The 10,745-nt window shown below is 42.6% G+C and carries 4 protein-coding genes, 2 tRNA genes, 3 rRNA genes and 1 pseudogene; 8 read left to right on the top strand and 2 right to left on the bottom strand.

Annotated features, from left to right (window positions below; genetic code table 11):
- Positions 1–182: 182 nt before the first annotated feature.
- Complete coding sequence (mioC, locus tag ACLKL2_RS12115) at positions 183–647, bottom strand: FMN-binding protein MioC (protein ID WP_413691854.1); 465 nt, start codon at positions 645–647, stop codon at positions 183–185.
- A 616-nt stretch (positions 648–1,263) separates the two neighbouring features.
- Here mioC and ACLKL2_RS12110 point away from each other — a divergent pair.
- The 5 genes from ACLKL2_RS12110 (at position 1,264) to rrf (ending at position 6,714) form a co-directional block, all read left to right on the top strand.
- A 16S ribosomal RNA gene (locus tag ACLKL2_RS12110) occupies positions 1,264–2,805 on the top strand.
- Between the two features lie 119 nt (positions 2,806–2,924).
- Positions 2,925–3,001 (top strand) — tRNA-Ile (locus ACLKL2_RS12105).
- 44 nt (positions 3,002–3,045) lie between these two features.
- Positions 3,046–3,121, top strand: a tRNA-Ala gene (locus ACLKL2_RS12100).
- Between the two features lie 442 nt (positions 3,122–3,563).
- Positions 3,564–6,447, top strand: a 23S ribosomal RNA gene (locus tag ACLKL2_RS12095).
- 152 nt (positions 6,448–6,599) lie between these two features.
- Positions 6,600–6,714, top strand: a 5S ribosomal RNA gene (gene rrf / locus ACLKL2_RS12090).
- Together the 16S, 23S and 5S rRNA genes with 2 tRNA genes alongside form the textbook arrangement of a ribosomal RNA operon.
- 339 nt (positions 6,715–7,053) lie before the next feature.
- Here rrf and ACLKL2_RS12085 read toward each other — a convergent pair.
- Positions 7,054–8,079, bottom strand: a pseudogene (locus ACLKL2_RS12085) (IS630 family transposase).
- Between the two features lie 235 nt (positions 8,080–8,314).
- Between ACLKL2_RS12085 and ACLKL2_RS12080 the strand changes: the two are divergent.
- From ACLKL2_RS12080 to ACLKL2_RS12070, 3 genes are read left to right on the top strand one after another with little or no spacing between them, the layout of a single operon-like run.
- Positions 8,315–8,533, top strand: a complete 219-nt coding sequence (locus ACLKL2_RS12080) for a hypothetical protein (protein WP_413691852.1) — start codon at positions 8,315–8,317, stop codon at positions 8,531–8,533.
- The gene (locus ACLKL2_RS12075; RefSeq protein WP_413691850.1) at positions 8,520–10,130 is read left to right on the top strand and encodes a hypothetical protein; all 1,611 of its coding nucleotides are present in this window, start codon (positions 8,520–8,522) and stop codon (positions 10,128–10,130) included. The genes ACLKL2_RS12080 and ACLKL2_RS12075 overlap by 14 nt, the downstream gene beginning before the upstream one ends.
- Positions 10,058–10,636: a hypothetical protein gene (locus ACLKL2_RS12070; protein ID WP_413691849.1), complete on the top strand. Its 579-nt coding sequence runs from the start codon at positions 10,058–10,060 to the stop codon at positions 10,634–10,636. The genes ACLKL2_RS12075 and ACLKL2_RS12070 overlap by 73 nt, the downstream gene beginning before the upstream one ends.
- Positions 10,637–10,745 lie beyond the last annotated feature (109 nt).

Below are 10,745 nucleotides of genomic sequence, written 5' to 3'. Positions count from 1 at the left end.
ATCAGGATCTTAAAAGAGATCCGATCGTGTGCATAATAGGGGATCTTAATGCGATCAACCTGAGTATAGAAAAAGCCTTTATACACAGGGCTTTTTATACACATTATTATAAAACAATTACACAAAACTAATTCAAGAGTTATAAATGGATTATGCACAGAACCTTGTGGGTAACTTGCAAATTAATTTGTTAGTTTTTTAAGATCTTCTATCCAAGTAGGGATCCAATCTGTAACTGCATCTTCAGGAATAGGAGAACTCACTACATCAATAGTAAATAGATCCCCTATACGATTTGCTCCTTTCTCACTAAGTAGAAGATCCAATTTCTTTGCAGCAAAGCAAAAGGTATCGTAATTTGAATCACCAATGCCGACGATACCAAAACGTAAATTCGATAACTGTTGAACATCAAGTTCTGAAAGCTGCTCTGCGAATACTTTAAAGTTATCTGGGTAATCACCAGCTCCGTGTGTCGATACACAAATTAGCCATAATTGTTCAGAGGCCAAATCTAAGTCATCTATATTAGGAGTAAAATGTATTTTAGTTGTAAACCCAGCTTCCTCAATAAAAGGTTGTGTTGCTTCTGCTACATATTCAGTTGCACCTAATGTACTACCTACTAATATTTCAATATTACTCACTATATAAGTCTCCACTATATAAACAAAAATAAGGGTGTTAATGAAAGAGCATCATTATAAACAGTTAAAAAGCATAAAAACCGTTAAATTAGTATGAAAATCCCCCAAGTTGTTCGCTAAATAATCATTCAAACTTAAATTCAAAAAAAACGTTAATAAACGCTTGCTTACCTTTTCAAGATCCCTATAATGCGCATCCACAGACACGGGACGGAACGCAAGTTACCCAGCGAGTTTGAGAACAAAATAAGCGCGTTAACTTCTTCTTAACTAAGTTAAAAAGAAAATTAAAATAAGACGTTGACATTGTTCGAAAGGCGCGTAATATACGCCGCCTAGCCGAAAGGCACGCTCTTTAACAATTTAATCAAACAATCTGTGTGAGCACTTATTGTTGATGTGATTTCAAATTAGAAATCCTAACTTAGTTAGGTAACATCAATATTTAGTGACACACGAATTAATTCATTAATAGGTTAGGAAAACGTAGTTTTCTTAATAATTAACGTAGCGAATGAACTTGTTCAATCGCAGTTAATTCAGAATAACATTGTACTTCGGTACATAGTTTTAGTCAGTAATATTGAGTCGCAACTTAGGTTGCAAATTAAACTTTAAATTGAAGAGTTTGATCATGGCTCAGATTGAACGCTGGCGGCAGGCTTAACACATGCAAGTCGAACGGTAACAGAGAGTAGCTTGCTACTTTGCTGACGAGTGGCGGACGGGTGAGTAATGCTTGGGAATATGCCTTATGGTGGGGGACAACAGTTGGAAACGACTGCTAATACCGCATAACATCTCCGGATCAAAGTGGGGGACCTTCGGGCCTCACGCCATAAGAGTAGCCCAAGTGGGATTAGCTAGTTGGTAAGGTAATGGCTTACCAAGGCGACGATCCCTAGTTGGTCTTAGAGGATGACCAGCCACACTGGAACTGAGACACGGTCCAGACTCCTACGGGAGGCAGCAGTGGGGAATATTGCACAATGGGCGCAAGCCTGATGCAGCCATGCCGCGTGTGTGAAGAAGGCTTTCGGGTTGTAAAGCACTTTCAGCGAGGAGGAAAGGTTGTACTTTAATAGAGTGCAGCTGTGACGTTACTCGCAGAAGAAGCACCGGCTAACTCCGTGCCAGCAGCCGCGGTAATACGGAGGGTGCGAGCGTTAATCGGAATTACTGGGCGTAAAGCGCGCGTAGGCGGTTAATTAAGTCAGATGTGAAATCCCAGGGCTCAACCTTGGAACTGCATTTGAAACTGGTTAACTAGAGTTTTGTAGAGGGTGGTAGAATTTCAGGTGTAGCGGTGAAATGCGTAGAGATCTGAAGGAATACCAGTGGCGAAGGCGGCCACCTGGACAAAGACTGACGCTGAGGCGCGAAGGCGTGGGGAGCAAACGGGATTAGATACCCGGTAGTCCACGCAGTAAACGATGTCTATTAGAATTTTGTGGCTATATGCTGTGGGATTCAAAGCTAACGCATTAAATAGACCGCCTGGGGAGTACGGCCGCAAGGTTAAAACTCAAATGAATTGACGGGGGCCCGCACAAGCGGTGGAGCATGTGGTTTAATTCGATGCAACGCGAAGAACCTTACCATCCCTTGACATCCAGAGAATCTGTTAGAGATAGTAGAGTGCCTTCGGGAGCTCTGAGACAGGTGCTGCATGGCTGTCGTCAGCTCGTGTTGTGAAATGTTGGGTTAAGTCCCGCAACGAGCGCAACCCTTATCCTTATTTGCCAGCGGGTTATGCCGGGAACTCTAGGGACACTGCCGGTGATAAACCGGAGGAAGGTGGGGACGACGTCAAGTCATCATGGCCCTTACGGGATGGGCTACACACGTGCTACAATGGCAAATACAAAGGGCAGCTAACCAGCGATGGTATGCGAATCTCCTAAAGTTTGTCGTAGTCCGGATCGGAGTCTGCAACTCGACTCCGTGAAGTTGGAATCGCTAGTAATCGTGGATCAGAATGCCACGGTGAATACGTTCCAGGGCCTTGTACACACCGCCCGTCACACCATGGGAGTGGGCTGCACCAGAAGTCATTAGCTTAACCTTCGGGATGGCGATGACCACGGTGTGGTTCATGACTGGGGTGAAGTCGTAACAAGGTAGCCCTAGGGGAACCTGGGGCTGGATCACCTCCTTACGTAAAGAAACACACAACAAGCTTTTTATAAGCCTTTATTTCTACTTGTAGAAATGATGTGAGTGCCCACACAGATTGTTTGATTAGAAAGTAAAGAGACGTATAGATAGACTCTAGATGGGTCTGTAGCTCAGTTGGTTAGAGCGCACCCCTGATAAGGGTGAGGTCGGCAGTTCGAATCTGCCCAGACCCACCAATTTCTTGTATTGAAATTGGATTGCTATTTATACAAACCATGTTGGGGCTATAGCTCAGCTGGGAGAGCGCCTGCCTTGCACGCAGGAGGTCTGCGGTTCGATCCCGCATAGCTCCACCACTTCATTTAAACGAAGTGACCAACATGTGAGAAGCCTTAGATAAACAACACATTTTATCTAAGGCTTTTTTTAACGAAAAAGTCTGCTCTTTAACAATTAGGAAAGCTGATAAATGTTCTTATTTATCGCACAAAAACAATGAGTTACTTGTAACTTGATTGGTGTGATAAATAAAACGAAATGTTTAATTCATTAACGTGAATTAAACGAGTTCTCAATATTAAAACTCAGGTTTTAGTATTGTAATCAAGCAAATAGTTCATTTTTACGAAGTAAATGTGAACACAAATGCACATTACATGCAAATGTAATGAGTACGTATCTACACACTCTTAGAGTGTTAGGTGCACGAAAAACGTAAACGTTTTTTATATGTAAATATGAGAATCGCAAGCGTCTTGGAAACAACATACACATTTAGACACTGTTTAGGTGTTGTATGGTTAAGTGAATAAGCGTGCACGGTGGATGCCTAGGCAATTAGAGGCGATGAAGGACGTGGTAATCTGCGATAAGTCCGAGGAGTTGATAACAAGCGTTATATCCTGGAATTTCCGAATGGGGCAACCCGGCACTTAGTGTCATCGTTATGTGAATACATAGCATAGCGAAGCAAACGAGGGGAACTGAAACATCTAAGTACCCTTAGGAAAAGAAATCAACCGAGATTCCGACAGTAGCGGCGAGCGAAATCGGAACAGCCCTTAAGCTGTTTAAAAGTTAGTGGAAGGCTCTGGAAAGTGCCACGGTACAGGGTGATAGTCCCGTACACAAAAACTTCTTTACAGTGAAAACGAGTAAGTCGGGACACGAGAAATCCTGATTGAATATGGGGGGACCATCCTCCAAGGCTAAATACTCCTAATTGACCGATAGTGAACCAGTACCGTGAGGGAAAGGCGAAAAGAACCCCTGTGAGGGGAGTGAAATAGAACCTGAAACCGTGTACGTACAAGCAGTAGGAGCGGATTTATTCCGTGACTGCGTACCTTTTGTATAATGGGTCAACGACTTAATTTCAGTAGCAAGGTTAACCATTTAGGGGAGCCGTAGGGAAACCGAGTCTTAACTGGGCGAATAGTTGCTGGGATTAGACCCGAAACTTGGTGATCTAGCCATGAGCAGGTTGAAGATTGAGTAACATCAATTGGAGGACCGAACCCACTAATGTTGAAAAATTAGGGGATGACTTGTGGCTGGGGGTGAAAGGCCAATCAAACCAAGAGATAGCTGGTTCTCCTCGAAAGCTATTTAGGTAGCGCCTCATGTATCACTGTTGGGGGTAGAGCACTGTTAAGGCTAGGGGGTCATCCCGACTTACCAACCCTTTGCAAACTCCGAATACCAACAAGTGCAATCATGGGAGACACACGGCGGGTGCTAACGTCCGTCGTGGAAAGGGAAACAACCCAGACCGCCAGCTAAGGTCCCAAAGTATATGTTAAGTGGGAAACGATGTGGGAAGGCTTAGACAGCTAGGAAGTTGGCTTAGAAGCAGCCATCTTTTAAAGAAAGCGTAATAGCTCACTAGTCGAGTCGGCCTGCGCGGAAGATTTAACGGGGCTAAACATATCACCGAAGCTGCGGACGCGTATTTATACGCGTGGTAGAGGAGCGTTCTGTAAGCCGTCGAAGGGAAAGGTGTAAACCATCCCGGAGGTATCAGAAGTGCGAATGTTGACATGAGTAACGATAAGGGGGTGAAAAACCTCCCCGCCGGAAGACCAAGGGTTCCTGTCCAACGTTAATCGGGGCAGGGTGAGTCGACCCCTAAGGCGAGGCCGAAAGGCGTAGTCGATGGGAAACGGGTTAATATTCCCGTACCCTTATATTTTGCGATGGGAGGACGGAGAAGGCTAGGTGGGCCTGGCGATGGTTGTCCAGGTTCAAGCGTGTAGGTAGGTGACTTAGGTAAATCCGGGTTGCTATATACTGAGACGCGATGTCGAGCTACTAAGGTAGTGAAGTCATTGATGCCATACTTCCAGGAAAAGTCTCTAAGCTTCAGAAATATGAGGATCGTACCCCAAACCGACACAGGTGGTCAGGTAGAGAATACCAAGGCGCTTGAGAGAACTCGGGTGAAGGAACTAGGCAAAATGGTACCGTAACTTCGGGAGAAGGTACGCCCTTGACGGTGATGAGACTTGCTCTCTAAGCTGTTGGGGGCCGAAGATACCAGATGGCTGCAACTGTTTATTAAAAACACAGCACTCTGCTAAATCGTAAGATGACGTATAGGGTGTGACGCCTGCCCGGTGCCGGAAGGTTAATTGATGTGGTTAGACTTAGGTCGAAGCTATTGATCGAAGCCCGGTAAACGGCGGCCGTAACTATAACGGTCCTAAGGTAGCGAAATTCCTTGTCGGGTAAGTTCCGACCTGCACGAATGGCGTAATGATGGCCATGCTGTCTCCACCCGAGACTCAGTGAAGTTGAAATCGCAGTGAAGATGCTGTGTACCCGCGGCTAGACGGAAAGACCCCGTGAACCTTTACTATAGCTTAGCAGTGAACTTAGAGCCTACATGTGTAGGATAGGTGGGAGGCTTTGAAACCGCGTCGCCAGATGCGGTGGAGCCGACCTTGAAATACCACCCTTGTATGTTTTGAGTTCTAACCATGGCCCCTGAATCGGGGTTTGGGACACTGTTTGGTGGGTAGTTTGACTGGGGCGGTCTCCTCCCAAAGAGTAACGGAGGAGTACGAAGGTTGGCTAATCACGGTCGGACATCGTGAGGTTAGTACAATGGTATAAGCCAGCTTAACTGCGAGACAGACACGTCGAGCAGGTACGAAAGTAGGTCATAGTGATCCGGTGGTTCTGAATGGAAGGGCCATCGCTCAACGGATAAAAGGTACTCCGGGGATAACAGGCTGATACCGCCCAAGAGTTCATATCGACGGCGGTGTTTGGCACCTCGATGTCGGCTCATCACATCCTGGGGCTGAAGTCGGTCCCAAGGGTATGGCTGTTCGCCATTTAAAGTGGTACGCGAGCTGGGTTTAGAACGTCGTGAGACAGTTCGGTCCCTATCTGCCGTGGGCGTTTGAGAATTGAGAGGAGCTGCTCCTAGTACGAGAGGACCGGAGTGGACGAACCGCTGGTGTTCGGGTTGTTATGCCAATAGCATTGCCCGGTAGCTACGTTCGGAATCGATAACCGCTGAAAGCATCTAAGCGGGAAGCGAGCCTCAAGATGAGTTCTCACTGGAACTTTAAGTTCCCTAAAGGGCCGTTGGAGACTACAACGTTGATAGGCAAGGTGTGTAAGTGCGGCAACGTATTGAGCTAACTTGTACTAATTACCCGTGAGGCTTAACCATACAACACCTAAGTAGTGTTGTTATGTGACCAAGATAGTCAAAGAAGACGTTAAAATATAAGCGCTTGTGATAGCGTATTTACATAGAGCTGATTAAACAGAACAACAACAAAAAAGAACATTAGAATGTCACTTTCCTAATTACAATTTATGCTTGGCGGCCATAGCGCTGTGGTACCACCTGATCCCATGCCGAACTCAGAAGTGAAACGCAACTGCGCCGATGATAGTGTGGGTCTCCCCATGTGAAAGTAGGTCATCGCCAAGCGCCTAATACGAATAATCCCTGTTGACTATGTCAGCAGGGATTTTTTCGTTATGGCTGTTGGTTTATGCTGACATACTTGAACATGGGATAAACAAAAGTAGCGACGCAGTCGCCATCCTGATGTGTGATAGTAGGGCGAATATCGCGATAGCGATGGGTCATGAGCAATGTTCACCCATCGCCAAGCGCCTCATTAAATGAACCCTGTTGACTCACGTCGACAGGTTTTTTTATGTCTGCTGATTTATGCTGAGCGACTTGAGCATGGGATAAATAAGTGCCACGTAGTGGCCAACCTTATGTGTGATAGCTAGGGGCGAATGATAGCAACCCTTTTAATTAAGTGGTCAGTTTTATCCAGTCTCTACGGCACATTTTCATGACTCTATTTTTATCACCAATAAAGTCATTCCTAGTATTACAGGCAGTTTCTACTATTGTGTTATATCCTTTCAAACATCTATTCGCTAAATGATGTTGGGGTAACCAACTCCAGACTTGTTCAATTTGATTCAACTTTGGGAAATATGGTGGGTCTTTATGACGGTAAGATTATTGAACTCTGTCTCGAGATCATCTGTATGTCACCTCGCTGCATCCATTAATATAACAGTATGCTTATCATTTTCTGTATTAATAGATATTTGTTGGTAAATGCTGTGTCATGACTTCTTTATTAACATAAAGCATCACTAAGGCTTTTGAGTTTCCATTGGTAATACAGACTGAGCACAAATAGATGTGCATACTCAAATTGTTGCTACTTTACAGCCCTTGGCCGACTACCTGTTTCTGCCCATAATCGTGTTGTTGTGTTTTGCTGGCCAAATCTCGCTTCATTTTGAAGCCATATATTTACTAGGTCTAGTGGTATATGAGCTGGGATATTAGAGATCGTTTTTATTTGGAATTTTTAAAATATTTTTGGATGACCTGAGATTGTTTAGGGTACTTAGATCGAGAAGTTATCCATGAAAAACCAAGCTTATTCAATAATTTGTAAACGATTGCCAAGTGATAATCAAAACCAAACTCTGTTTGAATAAAAGTCTGTATATCAGTACCTATTAATCGCCCGCCTGCGTCGCTTTTAGCTTGGTTAGAAACGTAATCTTTAAGTTTGTTACGTTATTGCTCAGATAGCCTAAAAGGTCTGCCTATTGTTATCTTATCATTCAATGCATCAATTCCACCTTGATGATACTGAGTGATCCATTTATTAACACTTGTTCTGCTTACTTTTAAGCTCTTTGCAATTTGATAGCGCGAATGACCTTCGTAAAAATGTGCTAAGGCTAAAAGTCGGATTCTCATACGAGTACTTTTCTGCCTTTTAGCTAATAAACTGAAATCAGGGTTTTCCATAATCATTAAATAACATTAGGTGATGAGAGCAATAGTTATATTCGTCCATATAATTAAGCGGATTGGTATAACTGCATGGTTTTACAAATCTTTAATAGATCTTGATTTTATATTTTTATCTCGTTGTATTTTTTACATTACTAAATGAGTAGATATTAAAAGTAATAGGTACTAGTCTGTATTTATATATATTGATTATCGTTTAAATGAAATCCTTTATCTTGGAAATATAACAATGAACTTCTATATTAAATTAACCCTGTGTTGTTCTTTTATTGTATCTACATTGAGTTTTGCAGATACAAACATAAATTTTGATATCGATGAGAATGGTTTATATGAGGATCAAGAACGGAAGGCATTATTAAACTATCTCCAGCAGCAATACCCAGAACTATCTGCTAACTATGATACAAATGATGATGGTGGTGTTCTCAATATTGGAACAGACTGATGGACGCTTACCTTTATCATTACGTATCTCTAGAGATGAAGTGACCAGTAATGAAGAAAAAGTGCCATGGGCTTTAAATCTCTTTCCTGAATGGATCATGACAGCTTATTTTCAAGATGATGTAGAGGTGGGTGAAGTAGCCAGTCATAGTGCAAGAGGTAATAGTGTTCGTAACGCAACACAATCAACAATTAGTTTACGACCCGAAAAAGAAACTGAATATGGTGGTATTGAATTTAAAGAAAATTCTGGTGAGTTTCTAACCATGAGTGGACAGCGTGAAGCTCGATGGGCTTATCGTTGGACTATTTTTACATTTCGTATTGATGCTGAGTCGGGTGATGATGATACAACAGTGATGGTTGATATAAACCAAGGTAATGCCTCAAACAAATCTTCTCCTAAAATTTGGTATAACAAAACCACTGGACTAAATATCCAATTCCTTGGGCGAAACGAGAATGGATTGGATAAACGATTAATGACAACTAAAACGGCAGTGGTTGCTGATGGAGAAACTTGGAATGTTGTTGTTACTGGTATTCGCTATGGGCAAATGTTTGCTTCTGTGAATGGAGTTAGCCTTTCTACCGAGTCAGCTCAACCTGAACGTTATGCTAATTCAGAAATTGGAAATGATACTTCATCTTACATAGGGGATGATAGTGATGGAAATATGGCTTGGGCATACGATACTTTAGCTTTTGGTTTAACTGAACCAACCGAAGCAATGGTAAGAAAAATGACAGGGTGGGCAGCGCACCGTTTAGACGATGGTAATAGCGCAATTATTTTACCCAACAGCCATATTTACAAATCAAATAACCCAGTCATGGATAAAGAAGACTTTCCTACTCGTTATATTCACGATAATGAACAATGGACTGCATGGGGAACAAGTATTAATAGTACTGACGTTAAGGTAAATGGAGGTGGTTCTCCAGTGGAAGTTGAAGGGTTTGAACGTGTTTTTTATGATGATTTTAGAAATGATCGTGTAAAAGCCAGTTATAGTGGTGAATCAGACCTTTGGTCTGCGCCTGGTTTTAACACAGCTGTTGGTGCTTCAGCGACCTTAATTGCTCCCAACGATACAACGAATGTTTATGAATTCGATGAATCTGAACAAAAGCAGTCTCTCTCTTTATTAAAAGTTAATGACAGATGGAAAGCTGCGGCTTTTTATAGTGTTAATGACTTGGGTTATGGTTATACATGGGAAGGACCAAAAGTATTTCGTATTCGAATGATGTTCCCAGAAGTTGCTCAAGCAGACTTAGCTGGCGGATTATTCCCTGCTTTTTGGTCATATGACCCTGACTTTTTATTTTGGCGAACCGCTAATAGAATTGAAGTGGATTGGTTTGAATTTGATGGTAAGAATGGCACCTGGTTAAATGGGCTGGCCTCTCATTATCATTATGCTGCCGTGGATAATATTTTTGCTAAAAGTGCAGAAAGCTATAAGAGTTATAAAGCCTATAGTGGTCAAATGACAGAAGCAAAAGTAAAATTGCAGGTGGTATGGAGTTTTGGGATGGTGAATACCATACTTGGGAATTTGTTGTTGATGATGATATTACTTATATCAATGTGACTATACAAGATAGCGATGGCAATGATCAATGGGTTGAAGTAGGCAGAGTTTCGACACCACCAACTTATCTTGAAAGGTTAGACTTACAATTAGACTATGCACTAAGGTCATCGGATGGAGAGCCGAGTTCAGACCGTGAAGATTTTACAATTGATTCTATCGAGGTTTTACAAAAAACTAGTAATATCATGGAGCTCCCAGATATATTTAGTAGTAGACCAGTTATTACTGGCGATAAAACAGAAGGAAGCACCATTACCTGTCAGGCAAATATAGTAGGCATTACTGATATACGTTATTACTGGTATGCGAATGCCTACCCATTAACTTACACTGCAAGCAATGAATACCAAATTACAGCAGATGACGCCGGTAAGAATATGAGATGTATGGTAAAGGCTGTTGGTGCATTAGACAGTCCGGAAGCTTGGACAGAGTCTGTTCGAATTCCTGCTGTTCAAACTCCTATCGCACCTGGTGAGATCAAGTTACAAAAGTCAATTTAAGCAATAACTTGTCCTTATAAGGCAGCAGATAAATGTTGCCTTGTTCTTTTATTCCTATGTTTGATATTTGTTATGTAGAGTCCCTAAATTAGTTGTTCTATTTTAAGGG

This window comes from Psychromonas sp. KJ10-2 (assembly GCF_047323255.1).
Classification (GTDB): domain Bacteria; phylum Pseudomonadota; class Gammaproteobacteria; order Enterobacterales; family Psychromonadaceae; genus Psychromonas.
This window is presented reverse-complemented; position numbering and strand designations above follow the sequence as displayed.